The sequence below is a fragment of the Desulfotignum balticum DSM 7044 genome (assembly GCF_000421285.1).
Classification (GTDB): domain Bacteria; phylum Desulfobacterota; class Desulfobacteria; order Desulfobacterales; family Desulfobacteraceae; genus Desulfotignum; species Desulfotignum balticum.
Map to the genome: position 1 here is coordinate 1283607 of NZ_ATWO01000001.1, position 15447 is coordinate 1299053.

Below are 15447 nucleotides of genomic sequence, written 5' to 3' on the forward strand. Positions count from 1 at the left end.
ACAACCTCGTCTGATTGTGGTACATTTTTGACATTTTAAATCATCGTAAAACAGTGATCCAATGAGAAAGGGAGATTGTATCATGAAAAAGATTGTCGAATGCGTGCCCAATTTTTCTGAAGGCCGCAATACAGAGACCATTGACGCCATTGCCGATGCCATTGGAAATACGGCCGGGTGCACACTGCTGGATGTGGATCCGGGGCGGTCCACGAACCGGACGGTGTACACCTTTGTCGGGGAACCGGATGCCGTGGTGGAAGGCGCTTTGGCAGGCGCCCGGGTGGCCCGGGAAAAAATCGATATGCGCACCCATAAAGGGGAACATCACCGCATGGGGGCCCTGGATGTGTGCCCGTTTATTCCGGTGGCCAATGTCACCATGGACGAGTGCGTGGCATTGTCAAAACAATTCGGACAAAGGGCCGCAGACGAGCTGGGCATTCCCGTGTATCTGTATGAAGCTTCTGCTGCACAGGATTACCGCAGAAAACTGCCCCAGATCCGGGAAGGCCAGTATGAGGCCGTCAAAGACCGGATTGTGAAGCCGGAATGGAAACCGGATTTCGGACCGGCACAATTCATTCCCGAGTGGGGGGCCACCGTCACCGGGGCCCGGTTTTTTTTGATCGCCTATAATGTCAATCTGTTATCCACTCCCAACCAGGCCCACCGCATTGCGCTGAACCTGCGGGAAGCGGGCCGGGGACCGGATGAACCGGGCCGGCTCAAAGAGGTCAAGGGCATGGGCTGGTATGTGGATGACTACAACCTGGCCCAGGTCACGGTGAACCTGAACAATTACCGGGTCACCCCGCCGCACATCCTGTATGAGGAAGTGAAAAAAGAGGCAGCCTTGCTCAATGTGGCCGTGACCGGATCGGAAATCGTGGGCGTGGTGCCGCTGGAAGCCATTCTTGCGGCGGCCGAGTATTACATTGAAAAGGAAAACCTGTTTGTCCTGGATGAGGACCAGAAGGTGCGCCTGGCTGTGGAGCGGCTGGGGTTGAATGCCGTGGCCCCGTTCAACCCCAAAGAAAAAATCATCGAGTATATCATTGCCGAAGAGCCGGACGAACCCCTGGCCGGTCTGACCACCCGGCAGTTCATCGAAGAAGTGGCCTCCCGCAGTTTCGCGCCGGGCGGGGGATCGGTGTCCGCAGCCATTGCGGCCATGGGCGCAGGTCTTGGATCCATGGTGGCCAAACTCACTTTGGGGGTGAGAAAATTTGAAGATGTGGATGCAAAAATGCGGGAACTGATCCCGCCCCTGCACCAGGCGGCCCATGCGCTGATTCCCATGATCGATGCGGACACCCACGCGTTTAACGATTATGTGGCGGCCCTGGGCCTGCCAAAAGAAACAGACGCGGACTGGGCCTGTCGGGATGAACAGCTGCAGCTGGGATTGAAAAAAGCCATTGATACCCCGCTGTCCGTGATGACAACCGCGGATGCGGCCTGGGATGCGCTGGTCGCGGTGGCGACATACGGCAATATTACGTCAAAATCCGACGTGGAAGTAGGGGCAAGGGCCCTGGAGATGGGCATCTGGGGGGCGTACAAAAATGTCGTGATCAACATGGCGGGTATCACGGACGATATTTATAAAAAACAGACCCTGGAAAAAGCGGATGCGTTAAAGAACCGGGCTGCGGACATGTGCGGGCAGGTCCTGGAGATTCTGGATTCCCGGTCGTGATGCCGGATGTGTGACGGCCTCAGGCTCCGCTGTTCCCAGACATCTGAAATCCGAACGCCAGGGGATAATGTCCAAAGCCATGTGCCTATTTTGTATTGACAGGGGGATGTATTTATAATACAGCTATATCGAAGCTATAAAAGAGGCAAACAACACATTTCAGGAGGGTTACATGAGAGAGGTAGTTATTGCAAGTGCGTGCAGAACGGCCATCGGCAGATTCGGCGGGTCTCTGGCTCCGTTGAGCGATATTGATTTCGGACCCATTCCCATCAAAGAGGTCATCAAGCGGGCTGGGTTGACCGGGGATCAGATCGATGAGGTGATTTACGCGTCCGGGTATCGTACCGGAGATTTGCCCATCAACTCCGCCCGGGTGGTGGCGGTGAAAGCCGGCATTCCCCAGGAAAAACCCCAGTTCACCATCTCCAAGGCGTGTGCCGGCAGTATCAAAGCCACGACCCTGGCGGCCCAGGTGATCAAATCCGGGGATGCGGATATCATTGTGGCCGGCGGCATGGAAAGCATGAGCAATGCCACATTCATGCTCAAGAAAGCCCGGTGGGGATACCGTTTAGGCCATGGCCAGCTCCAGGATCAGCTGATTCTGTTTGATCCCTTGAGTGGGAACACCATGGGAGAAACCGCTGAAAATGTGGCGGAAAAATACAATGTATCCAGAGAAGATCAGGATGAATTCGGTCTGAGAAGCCAGCAACTGGCGGAAAAAGCCATTAAGGAAGGCAAATTCAAGGAACAGATCGTGCCCGTGGAGGTTCCCCAGCGCAAAGGCGATCCCAAAATATTTGACACGGATGAACATCCGAGGTTCGGCACTACCATGGAATCCCTTCAAAAGCTCAAACCCGCCTTCAGAAAAGGGGGCACGGTCACGGCCGGCAGCTCCAGCGGCATGAACGACGGGGCATCCGCCCTGGTGGTCATGGCAAAGGACAAAGCCGATCAACTGGGCATCAAACCCATGGCATCCATTGTGTCCTATGCATCGGCTGGTGTGGATCCGGCCCTCATGGGTATCGGTCCCATCCCGGCCACCCGCCTGGCTCTGGAAAAAGCCGGACTCACCATGAACGATATCGGCCTGATCGAGCTCAATGAGGCGTTTGCCTCCCAGGCCCTGGCATGTATGCGGGAACTGGACATGGATATCAACAAGGTCAATGTCAACGGCGGTGCCATTGCCCTGGGGCACCCGGTGTCTGCCAGCGGCGGCGCTATTCTGACCAAGCTTCTGTATGAAATGGAAGCCCGGGATGTCAGGTACGGCCTGGCCACCCTGTGTATCGGAGGCGGCCAGGGCATGGCCCTGATCGTGGAAAGAAAATAAGTTGCTGAGAAACGCTTGACAACAAAGGGCACATCTGGTTAGTGAATCAGGTGTGCCTTTTTTATTGAAATGCCGGTATGATCAAAATAATTTTAACAGGCCTGTGTGTTGTGTGCATGTTTCTGACCGGCTGTGATTCCAAGCCGGAGACCTATCTGGCGGCACAGATTGACGAGAACGAGTATGACCCTGAAAAATGGGGGGATGCTTACCCGTTGCACTATGAATCCTGGCTCAAGACAAAAGAACCCAAGCCCGTGGACAAAAGCCGGTACAAACGCGGATGGGATACGGATGAAGTGGTGTATGACAAGCTCAGTGAATTTCCGTTTCTGGGCATTTTATACAAAGGATGGGGATTCGGCATCGAGTACAATGAACCCAGGGGGCATTTTTACGCGGTGACCGACCAGATCGAGATCGATTCATCCCGGGTGGCTTCCGGCGGGGTGTGCCTGGCCTGCAAAACGCCTTTCCACAGAAAAATGACCGAAACCCACGGCCTGGATTACTTAGGCAAACCATACCTGGAAGCCCTGGATATGCTGCCGGAAAAACTGCGGGAACTGGGACCGGCCTGTTATGACTGTCACCTGCAGGATCCTCTGGAGCTGACCTTTAAAAAAGACCATCTGGAAAAAGGCCTGGAAATGATCGGCAAAAAAGATCCCTCCCGGCAGGAACTGCGGATCCTGGCCTGTGCCCAGTGTCACATTACCTATTCCGTGCCCAAGGACAAGAACAACAAAGTGGCCGGTGATGTCACCATGCCCTGGCGCAACGGCCAGTGGGGAAATATCGCCATCGAAGGCATCATTGATGTGCTTTTGACCGATGAATTCCGCCTGGAATGGGTCCAGGAGATTACCGGATTCAAGATGCCGTTTATCCGCCATCCGGAGTTTGAACTGTTTTCCCGGGGCAGCGTGCATTTCAAGTCCGGGGTGGCCTGTGCCGACTGTCATATGCCGTTCACCCGGTCCGGCAGTTATAAAATCTCGGATCATAATGTGACCAGTCCCTTGAAAGCGGACCTCAGGGCCTGCGCCCAGTGCCATACCCAGTCCAAAGAATGGCTCACGGATCAGATTTTCCATACCCAGGACCGGACCACATCATTGATTCTCAGGGCCGGATACGGCACCGCCACCTGCGCCCGGCTGTTTGAAACCCTGCACCAGGCCCAGGCTAAGGGTGCAGCCGTGGACAACGCGGTTTACAGCAAGGCCAAAGATTTTTACATGCAGGCGTTTTTACGCATCGTGTTCATCAACGCGGAAAACTCGGTGGGATTTCACAATGCGGCTGAAGCCGGCCGGGTGCTCGGAGATGCCGTTGCCTTTGCCGGAAAAAGCGAATCCCTGCTCAGGCAGCTTCTGGCCGGTGTGGGCATGGATCCGGGCCTGGAAGTGGCCCTGGATTTAGGAGAGACCCTGAACAACAGGGGTGAGGCAAAACTGAACTTCAGGCCGGAACAGGAATTTACCGATCCCTTCGGCATCCAGGACAAGCTGTTGTCTGAACATGCCAAAGGCCTGTAACCGCAACATAACCACAAAACAAAAAGAGGTCCTGCGGCAGACGGACTTTGCCGCAGGACCTCTTTTTGGCTCAAGTGCCCGGGACTTTGTATTTCTGGGGCCTGGCTTTTTTGGGAAACAGGGCCGTGGTGATTCTGGGTGCCAGTTCAAATAAAAGAATGCCGATCATGGCTGAAGACAGGATGAAAACCCCGCTGAGCACCCGGATGGTGTCAACGGCCATGCTGGCGATGATCACGGAAAATTCCCCCCGCTGGGTAAAAGACAGCCCGGCCCGCACAGATACTTTTTTGGACAGCCCGTAGAATCTGGCCCCGTAATACCCGGTAATGATTTTGCCGGCAATGGACCAGACCAGCAGAACGACGAGCAAAGGAATCATGGGAACCCCGTCCCCAAAGGTGATGGTGGTGCCGAAATAAAAAAAGAACAAAGGCAGAAACAGGTCTCGCACCGGCAGAATCGCATGTTCCAGCGGTTCGGTGCGCTGTGCTTCCGCCAGGATGATGCCGGCCAGAAACGCGCCCAGCACTTCGGACAGGTTCAGCAGCAGGGCCAGGCCTCCGTAGGCAAGGGCAATGCCCACCACCAGGAGGATGAAAATGTCCTGGCTCCTGTACCGGTCCACAAAGCCGCCCAGCCGGCTGAAGATGAGATGCCCGATGACCACGGCACCGATGATCAGGCCGACGATTTTGGCAAGGATTATTCCGAATGTCACACCGGTCATGGCCGTGCCCGCGGTCAGGCCCACCAGAACGGCCACGGCAATGGGTGCCACAAGGTCTTCAAAGATCAGAAGGCCCAACAGAAATTCGGACTCCGGATTGGCCATGCGTTTTGAGCTCTCCAGGATTTTGGCGGTGATGGACGAGGAGGTGGCATATACCACACCGCCCATGAGAAAGGATGTGATCCAGTTCAGGCCGAAAAACAGGCAGATGCCCATGGTCACAAACAGATTGAGACACACATCCAGGGTACCGGCCGGGGCCACTTTTTTAGCGATCCCAGCCAGGCGGCGCATGGGAAACTCCATGCCCAGCATGAAAAATAAAAGCACGATGCCCACCTCTCCGGCCAGGTGCAGCAGGTGGCTGCCGGAAAAATACCCGCCCAGGCCGATGCCCAGCAGAATATAGAGCACCACCCCGGGGATCCGAATTTTCATACCGATGAATCCCACGGCAAACAGGAGAATGAAAATACCTCCGGCAATGAACAGAACAGGGAAATGAACGTCCCCCATCAATGGTCTCCTTCCGTGGATGCTCCTCTGGCCATGGCTTCAAACCGGCGGATCTGGTCTCTTTTTCCCGCGGCCATGACCGTGTCCCCGGCTTTGAGCACCTCATTGATATCCGGGCTCACGATCATGTCGTCCCCGTGCATCACGGCAATGATGGAAGCCCCGGTGTGGGTCCGGATCCGGGATTCGGCAATCTGTTTGTCCACAAACGGAGATTCCGGGGTGAGCTTGATCCATTCCATGACCAGCTGTTTCTGAAAGATCTGCATTTTATCGTCATCCACGGGCTGGTATGTGGCCCCTAAAAGCTGGGCACCCATTTCCCGGGTTTCTTCGGATGTCAATGTCAGAAAATAATCCGCCTCATCTTCGTCGGAATCCTGAAAAAAATACAGGTCCCGTTTGCCGGAGTGATGGATAATGACCACGACTTTCTGTTGTTCCGCAGTCAGGAAAGAAATTTTTTTGCCCACACCGGGCAGATCTGCCATTTTAACTTCCACATGTCACCTCATAAATTTTTGGATTATAATCCTATATTTCATATAAATTTTTGGATTTAACTGCAGCGCAGCGGTGTTTGATTTTGTCCACATAGGCCTGGATATCGCATTTGCGTTCCAGGCCGGAGGCGGCCATGTACCGGATCTTGCCGAAGATGGCCCGTTCGGCCCAGCCCCGGTCGTGGATGCCGTACAGCCAGGCCACGCCGGTGTAGGAGTTGGGGTCTCTGCCGTCCAGAAAATACCGGTTGTTCAACGCCAGCGTGGTCTCAAACGCCTGTTTCGGGGAAGGGGACCATTCCAGGATTTTCTTGCCCCAGTACATGCGCATGTAATTGTGCATGAACCCGGTGCAGGTCATTTCCATCATGGCTGCGTTCCAGTAAGGATCATGGGTGACGGCATCCACCAGTTCCTGTTCTGAATACAGATGGTCTCTGGGATCGGTTTCATGGTCGGCCAGGGTGTTTTTGGCCCACCCGGGAATCACATCAAAAGAATCATAATCAGGCGTGTAGTACACAAAATTGAAGGCCAGCTCCCGCCGGATGATCAATTGTTCGATAAACGCATCCCGGGCATCTGACAGGGATGGATCTACGTCCATGACCCCTAAGGCCAGGTACAATGGGGAGATTTGCCCGAAATGCAGGTACGGGCTCATGTGGGAGATGTCATCGGTCTGGGGCTGGTTGCTGTGCCGGTCATAGTTTTTCAGACCATTGGCCAGAAATGTCTGAAACCGCTTTTCCGCATGAGAAGTGCCGCCAGGGAAAAACCGGGAGACCGGGGGAACGGTCCTGTCCAGGGACAGGGTGTCGCGCACGGCCTGGGGATCTGTGATGTCCAGGCTGTCAAACGACAGGTTCAGAGACGAATGTTTCAGGTCTTTCAAAGGCAGCGGCATGAGAAAATCCGCCAGCACCTTGTGCAGCCGGGGCCGGATGGTTCGGGCCGCATATTCCTTTTTGGTGGTGGCCGCAGCCACGGGCACCACCACATCGGTTTCCACCAGGATGACCGGGCAGCCGGCATTTTTAGCCACCCGGCCCCGCCATTGTCTCTGATGCCGCAGATATCCGGCATCACACACGATCAGGGCCGCCTGTCCGCCTAAATTCAGGGCCGCGTCGGGCGGGTTCCCTTTGAGCACCACCAGCTGGATGCCCCGGTCCGCCAGTGCGGTGCGGGTTTCAGCCAGCCCTTCCAGCATAAACGTGTAATGCCGCAGGTTGGCGTCCGGATACGTGTCGGTCAGGCCGAACCCCACCACCAGGGGCAGACCCAGCCGGTTGGCCTGATCTGCGGCAAATTCCAGGGCATGGTTGAACACGGCCCTCTGGGACTGCTGCATCCAGTAGAGCACATAATCCTTATTCGGGGACGGTTTCTGGATCCGGTCGCGGTTGAGGTGGTGGATACGGGCCGGATGGATGGTCATTCGAATATTTTCTCGTCTGCTGCCGAAGATTCCTGAGCGTCTTCTTCCATGTCCCGGATCTTTCCGGCGGATTTATCTTTCCAGTAGGCTTTGTACCATTCATTGGCAATGATCATGGCCATCACCTCATTGGTGCCGGTCCAGATGGATGCCAGGCGAAGATCCCGGAAGATCCGTTCCACGGGATAGATATTGGTGTACCCGATGCCGCCCATGACCTGCATGGCGTTGTGCACGGCTTTCTGGCAGGATTCCGTGACAAATTTTTTGGACTCCGACACCAGACGACGAATCTGCTTGTCATGGACACCTGCATCCACGGCCCGGGCCGTGGTGTAGATCATGGCCCGGGCTGCATCCAGAAGCGTCACGGCTTCAGCCACCTGGAACGACACCCCCTGGAACTGGGCCACGGGCCGGCCGAATGCCTTGCGTTTAGAGGTGTATCCCGTGGCGATGTCCACGGCCGGCACGGCGGCCCCGATGGTCATGGCGGCCGTGCCCAGGCGCTCGGGGATCATCATGGTGTTGAATACCTTGACCCCCTGGTTGAGGCCGCCCACCCGGTTTTCTTTGGGTACTTTCACATCCTTGAATACCATGCGGGCGGCCCCGCCGCCCCGGCATCCCATCAGGCCGTAAAGATACCGGGTTTCCACCCCGTCGGTGCGGTCCACAATAAAGCAGGAGATACCGTTGCGGGGCTCGGCATCCGGGTCGGTTTTCGCATACACCAGAAAATAATCCGCCCCTTCTCCGCCCACGATGAACCGTTTCTGGCCGTTGAGAACAAAATGGTCGCCTTTGTCCACGGCCGTGGTGGTGGTGCCGAAAAAATCAGACCCGCCCCGGGGTTCGGTGAGGCATTCCGCCGCAAAAATCTCGCCTTTGAGCAACGGTTTGACATATTTTTCTTTCTGGGCATCCGTACCGTGGAGAATGATGGCATCACACACCAATTCTGCGCCCACCCCAAAGGTGCAGGCAAAAATATATCCCAGCACCCCGATCTCTTCCATGACCATGCAGGTGGACACCCAGTCCATGCCTCTTCCGCCCCATTTTTCCGGATACCGGCACCCCATCAGGTTCCGGCGGCCGGCTTCCTGTAAAAATTCTCTGGGGAACCGGATCTTGTCCGCATCCATATCCAGGATCATCTGCCGGGGAATGGTTTTGACAAAATCCCGGGCCTCCTGCTTCAGTTGTTTTTGCTTTTCATTTAAAAGATAATCAAACATGAATGCATTTCCTTGTTTTTTTTGGCTGATATATTGCACCACGAAGGACACGAAGAGCACGAAGGGTTAAAGGACGAATCGTTTGATACCGTGTTTGAGCTTTGTGACATTGAAATTGATCAAAAGTCCGGTTCTGATATCCGCCAATTTCATGTAAGTCAGCAATTGTGCATCATCAAATTCCTTTCTTCGTGCTCTTCGTGTCCTTCGTGATATTATTTTATATATTGCTGTATATGTTGTGCCTTCAGGAGTCAAGTATATGTCTTCTTTTTTCGAGTTTTAAAAAACCGGGATTTGACTTTTTGCTGGATTTGGGGCAATGTTTTTCCCGAAAGGAAAATCCATGCAAGAACCCATTGATCTGAACTGGAAGGAATTCGGCAGTGCATTGCTCAATGCCACGCCCAGCGGGGTGGCCGTATTTGACAATTCGCTCCAGGCCCTGATATCCAACCCGCCGGCCAGAAACTGTCTGGGGCTGTATCCCGGTGCTTTTTTGTCGGCCACCATTCCCTCCCTGACTGCATCGGCCCGGAAAGTCCTGTCGGATCAGATTGTTGAAACCGGCCTGATCGTGGAAAAAAACGACAGCCGGTATTCAGTGATGCTGGGGCCGGTTCACCATGGCAACGCCGCCATCGGCATCATTGCCATTTTTGAAGACATGACCGCGCTGACCAATATCACCAACCGCATGAAAGGGTTTCAGCAGCTGTCCATTGAGCTGGACACCATCATTGACAGCTCCAATGACGGGTTGTGGATCTGTGACGGCAACGGGGTGGTGGTGAGGGTCAATCCGGCATCGGAAAAAATGATCGGGCTGACAGCCGCAGAGGTTGTGGGCAAGCACATGACCGAGCTGGTGGAAAAAAAACTGGTGGACCGGTCCGTGACCCTGGAGGTGCTCAAAACCAGGCAGAAGGTCTCCCTGGTCCAGAAAACCCGCATCGGGCGTGATCTGCTTTTGACTGGGACGCCTGTGTTTGACAAGAACGGAGACCTGTTCAGGGTGGTGATCAATGAGCGGGATATCACGGAAATCACCCGGCTGCAGGAGCAGCTCCGAGAAAATGTCGAGCTGACCGAGCAGTATAAACGGGACATGCTGGAAAAACAGATTGAAGAGACCGAATCTCGCCACATAGTTGCCAGGAGCGACAATTTCCGGAAAATCGTTCAAAAAGCGGTCAAGCTGGCCCAGGTGGACACCACTGTGTTGATTTTAGGGGAAAGCGGCACTGGCAAGGGTGTGATTGCCGACCTGATCCACCGGTATTCCGCCAGGGCCGGTCATCCCATGATCCGGATCAATTGCGGGGCCATCCCGGATACCCTGGTGGAAAGCGAGTTGTTCGGATATGAAAAAGGGGCGTTCACCGGTGCCGGTCACAAGGGCAAGCCCGGTAAGTTTGAAACTGCGGACAAGGGGATCATTTTCCTGGACGAGATTGCCGAGCTGCCTCTGGCATCCCAGGTGAAACTGCTCAAATTCCTGGAGGACGGGGTGATCTCCCGGGTGGGCAGCACCCGGGGGCGGCAGGTGGATGTGCGGATCATTGCCGCCACCAACCGGGATTTAAAGGAGATGATCCAGGACAATCTGTTCCGCAGCGACCTGTACTTCCGGCTTCATGTGGTTCCTTTGACCATTCCGCCGCTCCGGGAGCGCGCCGGGTGCCTAGTCCCGCTGATCACCCATTACCTGGACCGGTTTGCAGGCAAATATGAGAAGCCCAGGATGGCCGTGTCCAGGGAGGCCGCAGATGCCCTGACCGCCTACCCGTTTCCGGGAAATGTCCGGGAACTGATCAATATCTGTGAACGCCTGGTGGTCATGGCCCGGAAACCGCAGATTGAGTACGAGGACCTGCCCGGCAGTATCCGGGAGGCCATACTCTCCTGTGACACCGGTGACACGGCTTGGCATCCGGGCCTCACCCTGTCCCAGATGGTGGCGGACCTGGAAAAAAAAATGCTGGTCCGGGCGTTGAAAAAAGGAAAAACCCAGGTCAATGCCGCCGGGATGCTTGGGATCAACCAGTCCACCATTGCCAGGAAAATCAAAAAATACGGCCTGGACAGGCCTTGACCGAAAGATTCCCCCGCTCAGTTCAGGACAGCTCGTCCGTTCAGGGATGATACGTCAGCCGATGAGACCCCCCACGTTCCGGAACAACCCGGCAGAATCAGGACAGGGATGTTTCGGAAACCATCTCTTTCACCGCCTCAATGGACTGTTCCACCTCCTTTTGTGTGGTGTTCCAGCCAAGACTGAACCGGACCGCGCCGCCGGGAGAGGTGCCGATCGCCTCATGCACCAGTGGGGCGCAGTGCAGGCCGGTTCGAACCGCAATGCCGTAATCGCCGTCCAGGATCATGCCCGCATCTGATGGGTGAATTCCGTCGATGTTGCAGGTAACCAGGGGCACATGTCCCGGGCCGGGGGCGGTGCCGTAGACGGTCACCCCGCCGATGGCGGCCAGGCCCTGCCGTAACTGGGATGCCAAGGCGGCTTTGCGTTGAAGCGTCTTCCGGAAGCCGGATGTTTCCAGAAAGATCAATCCCTCGTCTAGGCCGATGATTCCCAAAAGGTTCAGGGTACCGGTTTCCAGGCGGTGGGGAAAGGCTTCGGGTTGGTCCAGACGAAGGGATTCCACGCCCGTGCCGCCGAACCGGGTAGGGGATATCCGGACATCCGGCAGGGTCACCAGCCCTCCGGTTCCGGTGGGACCCAGCAGGGCCTTGTGCCCGGTGAAGGCCAGGGCGCTCACGTGCCAGGATTCCATGTCAATGGGGATAAATCCCGCACTCTGGGCCGTGTCGATCACCAGCGGGATCCCCCGGTTCCGGCAGATCTGTCCGATTCCGGCAATGGGCTGGACCGTTCCCAGTACGTTGGAAGCGTGGTTGATCACCACCAGCCGGGTATGGTCACGGATGGCTCTGGCGATCGCCTCCGGAGTGACGATACCTCGGGAATCGAATTCCACAAGCGTGTAGTCGATACGGCCGGATTGCCGGAGGTGGTACAGGGGCCGGAGCACGGAATTGTGTTCCAACGTCGTGGACACCACGTGGTCGCCCGGGCGCGTCATTCCTGAAATGGCCAGGTTCAGGGCATCCGTGGCATTGCTGGTGAACACGACCCGGTCGGGATCCGGGGCCCCGAACCAGGCGGCGATCCGCTGCCGAACCTGGTGGATGTATTGCCCGGCCTCCACGGCCATGTCATACCCGCCCCGTCCCGGGGAACACCCCATTCGGCGGTACCGGGCCGTCATCCGGTCCAGCACCCCGGACGGCCGGGGAAAGGTGGTGGCCGCATGGTCCATGTAGATGAACGGGTTGTCCATATTCGGTTTCTTGTTTTCCATATCGGTTATGTCACATGCAGGATTTGGGGTTGGGAAGCCCGGCCAGGCGCCGGGCCCCGAATTTGATTCCTCCGGGAAAAAGGGCCTCGATCCGGCTGATACGCATGTTTATGCCGTTCCTGAGGACGTTGTTTAAGGGGGCCCGCCCGTTGCAGTAATAATAGTCCCTGAGGAACCGCAGCACGTTCAGGTGGTCATCGCCCAGGGGGTCCAGCCCGGTTTCCACCGCCAGAAACCGGGCCGTGTCTTCGGTCCAGTCATCCGGGTCATCGAAAAACCCCTCGCTGTCAAAAACAATCTGCCGTCCATGAATGATCCGGGTCCGGGGACCGGGGGTACGGGAGTCTTCCCAGCTCACGGGTTATTTCCCTTTTTCCGCCAGTTTTGCCTTGACCTTTTCAGGGGTGGCCGGCAGGTCGGTGACCCAGATGCCGCAGGCGTTGTACAGCGCATTGATGATGGCCGGGGCCGTAGGAACCATGGTCATCTCCCCGACGCCCACCGCGCCGGCAGGCCCCCGGGTCCGCGGGGTCTGGAGCAGGATCGTTTCCATGTCAAAAGCGGTTTTCATACTGGGGAACCGGAAGGTGGCCCAGTCCTTTGTCTGGCCAGCGATATACTGCTCCCGCAGCGCAAACCCGGCCCCCATGTCCATGCCGCCATGGAGTTGTCCTTCCACATTCTGGGGATGGATCAGGACCCCGGCGTCGCAGGCCGTGGTCATCCGGATGATCCGGATTCCGCCGGTCCGGGTGTCCACCTCGATTTCCGCCAGCTGGATGGCATGGACCTGGGAATCGAAAGACGGTCCCTGGCCGGTTTTTTCGTCCAGGGTGCCGGCATGGGCGGATTTTTTCCTGCCAATGTACCGGACCGGTTTGCCGGCTTTTTTCAGGTCCCCCGCAGTTTTGGCACCCACTTCCGCCATGGCGTTTTTCAACGCATTGACCGCCTCCACCAGGGCCCCGCCCACCATGAAGGTCAGGCGGCTGCCGGCAGCCGGTCCCGTGGCCGTGGTCAGATCCGTGTCCCGGGTCACCAGCCGGATTTTGTCTAGGGGAAGGTGCATGTGCCGGGCCGCCAGCTGGGTCAGCATGGAATCGGTGCCTTCCCCGGGATCCGCTGCCGCCGCATATATGGTGATGCCGCCGTCGCTGTCCAGCTCGACTGCGGCAATGGCGCTGTCCCCGGGGCCGCCGATGCCGAATGCCCCGGCAGCCAGTCCGACCCCCCGGATCAGGGTGTCATGCGCAAATGCCGTTGCCTCCCGGATCGCCAGTTCGTAATTCGGACGGATGGCATCGCACAGCTCTGGAAACGGCCACTGGTCCACGGCTTGGCCCGTGGATTTGGTCTGGCCCGGGACCAGGGAGTTGAGTTGTCTGAACCGGAGCGGGTCAATGCCCAGTTTGGCAGCCAGCATGTCCATGGCGCATTCCAGGGCGAAATGGGCCTGTGGCGGTCCCGCCCCCCGGGCTGCGCTGCCCCATGGGTTGTTGGTATAGACCAGGCGGGACAGACAGTGGACATCTGGAATGTGATAGGACCCGGAGAGCATGAGCAGGGCACGGTTGACAATGACGTTTCCGTTGGAGTGATACGCCCCGTTGTCCACCACCATATCCATGTCCAGACCGGTCAGGCGGTGGGCCGCGTCCGCCCCTAACGTCACATTCATCTGGAATGAATGCCGCTTGGAGGACATCTGCATCGATTCTTCGAGCCCGGGGATGTAGCGTACGGGCTGCCGGAAATGCAGGGCCGCGGCTGCGGCAATGCCTTCGGAGGTGATTTCCAGCTTGATGCCGAACTGGCCCCCTGAAAACGCCTCCACATACCGCATGTTCTCCCACCCCACCGCCTCCTGGAGCATACCCAGGTGGTGGTGGATGTTGATGCTCCTGCCGATCACCACCAGCTGTTTCTCTTCACCCGATCCTTCCATGAAAGCGGCGCATGCTTCCGGTTCCAGCGGGGCCTGGTGGTTGGTCTGAGTCTTGAAACGGGCCTGAATGACCGCGTGAGACCCTTCCAGCGCTTTTTTGGCATCCCCCTTGATCTGGGGCTGGGTAAAGCACAGGTTTGGCCACTGGTCATGGATCTGGACGGCATCCGAAGTCAAAGCTTCCATGGGGTCGGACAGCACGGGCAGCAGGGTGTAGGTGATATCGATTTCTGCCAATGCGTCCAGGGCCTGCTGCCGGGTGGCGGCCGCCACCACGGCCACGGGGTCCCCGATATACCGGACCCGGTCTTCGCACAAGACCGGGCGGTCAGGAACCATGTACTTGAGCCGGTTCGTGCCCTGGATGTCCTTTGCCGTCATCACACCGGCCACCCCTGGGCAGGCCAGGGCCTTTGACACATCGATGGACAAGATGTCGGCATGGGCGTGGGGACTGCGCAGGGCTGCCAGCTCCAGGGCGCCGGGTATCCGGATATCCGCGGTAAAGGCGGCGGTGCCGCAGGCCTTGGCCATTGCCGAGGGCCGTGGATGGTTCACCCCCATCAGGCCGGACCCAGCCCCGGGAGCCACCTGTTCCGGCGTGGTGTCACCCCTGAGGAAGCGGGCGGCCAGCTGCACCGCCTCGATGATCTTGGTATACCCGGTGCACCGGCACAGGTTCCGGCGCAGGGCATGTTTGATCTCCTCGGGGGTCGGGGTGAGAGTTTGATCCAAGAGGGCTTTGGCGGCCATGATCATGCCGGGGGTGCAGAACCCGCACTGGATGGCACCGGCCAGCAAAAACGCCTGCTGGATCAGATGGGGATTATCCGGTGTTCCCAGGCCTTCCACCGTGATGACATCCGCGCCGCCCAGTTTTTCGACCCGGGTGAGGCAGGACAGCACCGCTTTGCCGTTCACGATCACCATGCAGGCCCCGCACTGGCCTTTCCGGTCGCAGGACTGTTTGGTTCCGGCAAGGCCCAGGGTGTCACGGAGCAGATCCAAAAGGACCAGTGTGTCATCCGCGATCACCTGGACCGGTTTGCCGTTGACGCGCAAATTGACTATCTTCATTGACTATCTCCCAAGTATTG

At 57.2% G+C, this 15447-nt stretch carries 12 protein-coding genes; 4 read left to right on the forward strand and 8 right to left on the reverse strand.

What is annotated here, in order from left to right:
* Positions 1-82 precede the first annotated feature (82 nt).
* The 3 genes from ftcD to K365_RS0106555 all read left to right on the forward strand — a co-directional run bounded on the left by ftcD (position 83) and on the right by K365_RS0106555 (position 4591).
* Complete coding sequence (ftcD, locus tag K365_RS0106545; RefSeq protein ID WP_024333948.1) at positions 83-1702, forward strand: glutamate formimidoyltransferase; 1620 nt, start codon at positions 83-85, stop codon at positions 1700-1702.
* 172 nt (positions 1703-1874) lie between these two features.
* Positions 1875-3050, forward strand: coding sequence for an acetyl-CoA C-acetyltransferase (locus tag K365_RS0106550; RefSeq protein ID WP_024333949.1), 1176 nt, complete (start codon positions 1875-1877; stop codon positions 3048-3050).
* 77 nt (positions 3051-3127) lie between these two features.
* On the forward strand, positions 3128-4591 hold the full coding sequence (locus K365_RS0106555; RefSeq protein ID WP_024333950.1) for an ammonia-forming cytochrome c nitrite reductase subunit c552: 1464 nt from the start codon (positions 3128-3130) through the stop codon (positions 4589-4591).
* A 70-nt stretch (positions 4592-4661) separates the two neighbouring features.
* On the opposite strand, the gene K365_RS0106560 is transcribed toward K365_RS0106555, so the two are convergent.
* The 5 genes from K365_RS0106560 to K365_RS29060 all read right to left on the reverse strand — a co-directional run bounded on the left by K365_RS0106560 (position 4662) and on the right by K365_RS29060 (position 9283).
* Positions 4662-5840, reverse strand: a complete 1179-nt coding sequence (locus K365_RS0106560; RefSeq protein ID WP_024333951.1) for a cation:proton antiporter — start codon at positions 5838-5840, stop codon at positions 4662-4664.
* Complete coding sequence (locus K365_RS0106565) at positions 5840-6331, reverse strand: cation:proton antiporter regulatory subunit (protein ID WP_006966002.1); 492 nt, start codon at positions 6329-6331, stop codon at positions 5840-5842. The genes K365_RS0106560 and K365_RS0106565 overlap by 1 nt, the downstream gene beginning before the upstream one ends.
* A gap of 43 nt (positions 6332-6374) precedes the next feature.
* Positions 6375-7784 (reverse strand): deoxyribodipyrimidine photo-lyase, encoded by a 1410-nt coding sequence (locus K365_RS0106570; protein ID WP_024333953.1) that lies wholly within the window; start codon positions 7782-7784, stop codon positions 6375-6377.
* On the reverse strand, positions 7781-9025 hold the full coding sequence (locus K365_RS0106575; RefSeq protein WP_024333954.1) for an acyl-CoA dehydrogenase family protein: 1245 nt from the start codon (positions 9023-9025) through the stop codon (positions 7781-7783). Before K365_RS0106575 ends, K365_RS0106570 begins: the two co-directional genes overlap by 4 nt.
* A gap of 66 nt (positions 9026-9091) precedes the next feature.
* Entirely contained in the window at positions 9092-9283 is a 192-nt protein-coding gene (locus K365_RS29060) for a GxxExxY protein (RefSeq protein WP_268870639.1), read from the reverse strand.
* A gap of 88 nt (positions 9284-9371) precedes the next feature.
* Here K365_RS29060 and K365_RS0106585 point away from each other — a divergent pair, with 88 nt between their 5' ends.
* Positions 9372-11120, forward strand: a complete 1749-nt coding sequence (locus K365_RS0106585) for a sigma-54 interaction domain-containing protein (RefSeq protein WP_034625467.1) — start codon at positions 9372-9374, stop codon at positions 11118-11120.
* A 97-nt stretch (positions 11121-11217) separates the two neighbouring features.
* On the opposite strand, the gene K365_RS0106590 is transcribed toward K365_RS0106585, so the two are convergent.
* From K365_RS0106590 to K365_RS0106600, 3 genes are read right to left on the reverse strand one after another with little or no spacing between them, the layout of a single operon-like run.
* Entirely contained in the window at positions 11218-12405 is a 1188-nt protein-coding gene (locus K365_RS0106590; protein WP_211221109.1) for an aminotransferase class V-fold PLP-dependent enzyme, read from the reverse strand.
* 10 nt (positions 12406-12415) lie between these two features.
* On the reverse strand, positions 12416-12763 hold the full coding sequence (locus K365_RS0106595; RefSeq protein WP_024333957.1) for a TusE/DsrC/DsvC family sulfur relay protein: 348 nt from the start codon (positions 12761-12763) through the stop codon (positions 12416-12418).
* A gap of 3 nt (positions 12764-12766) precedes the next feature.
* The gene (locus tag K365_RS0106600) at positions 12767-15427 is read right to left on the reverse strand and encodes a molybdopterin-dependent oxidoreductase (RefSeq protein WP_024333958.1); all 2661 of its coding nucleotides are present in this window, start codon (positions 15425-15427) and stop codon (positions 12767-12769) included.
* Between the last annotated feature and the right edge of the window lie 20 nt (positions 15428-15447).

Coding starts and splice junctions, on each gene's coding strand:
- K365_RS0106600 (WP_024333958.1), bottom strand. CDS start 15,427: ATGAAGATAGTCAATTTGCGCGTCAACGGCAAACCGGTCCAGGTGATC.
- K365_RS0106565 (WP_006966002.1), bottom strand. CDS start 6,331: ATGGCAGATCTGCCCGGTGTGGGCAAAAAAATTTCTTTCCTGACTGCG.
- K365_RS0106585 (WP_034625467.1), top strand. CDS start 9,372: ATGCAAGAACCCATTGATCTGAACTGGAAGGAATTCGGCAGTGCATTG.
- K365_RS0106590 (WP_211221109.1), bottom strand. CDS start 12,405: ATGGAAAACAAGAAACCGAATATGGACAACCCGTTCATCTACATGGAC.
- K365_RS0106550 (WP_024333949.1), top strand. CDS start 1,875: ATGAGAGAGGTAGTTATTGCAAGTGCGTGCAGAACGGCCATCGGCAGA.
- K365_RS0106570 (WP_024333953.1), bottom strand. CDS start 7,784: ATGACCATCCATCCGGCCCGTATCCACCACCTCAACCGCGACCGGATC.
- K365_RS0106560 (WP_024333951.1), bottom strand. CDS start 5,840: ATGGGGGACGTTCATTTCCCTGTTCTGTTCATTGCCGGAGGTATTTTC.
- K365_RS0106555 (WP_024333950.1), top strand. CDS start 3,128: ATGATCAAAATAATTTTAACAGGCCTGTGTGTTGTGTGCATGTTTCTG.
- K365_RS0106575 (WP_024333954.1), bottom strand. CDS start 9,025: ATGTTTGATTATCTTTTAAATGAAAAGCAAAAACAACTGAAGCAGGAG.
- ftcD (WP_024333948.1), top strand. CDS start 83: ATGAAAAAGATTGTCGAATGCGTGCCCAATTTTTCTGAAGGCCGCAAT.